This window comes from Seonamhaeicola marinus (genome assembly GCF_008085455.1).
The window spans coordinates 1-370 of sequence record NZ_VSDQ01000834.1; the positions used below are offsets into that span (position 1 = coordinate 1).

General features: G+C 30.8%; 1 protein-coding gene. It reads right to left on the reverse strand.

Going from position 1 to position 370, the window contains the following annotated elements; translation table 11 throughout:
- Positions 1–370: glycosyltransferase family 2 protein (locus FUA24_RS23775; protein WP_148545811.1), on the reverse strand; the 370-nt coding region annotated here is incomplete at both ends.

Genomic DNA, 370 nt, shown 5'->3' on the forward strand with positions numbered 1-370 from the left:
ATCTACAAACTCATATTTTGAGGTTACAATAGCAACATCTTTATTTTTAAGGTGTGTGTTAACCATAAGCGCTATAGCTTCTGGAACCAAGGCATCATCTGGATCTAAAAAACCCATTATGTCTCCTTGTGCTAGTGTGGCACACTTATGTTTAGTATAACCACAACCTTTATTGGTTTTATTTAAATATAATTTAAACCTATCATCGCCTTTTATCAGATCATTTATAATTTCAATAGAATCATCCTTTGAAGCATCATCAACAATAACAGCTTCCCATTTACTATAGGTTTGAGCTACAATGCTTTTATAACAATCTTTAAAAAAATGTCCATTATTGTAATTAGCTATAAGTATAGAAAACTGTGGT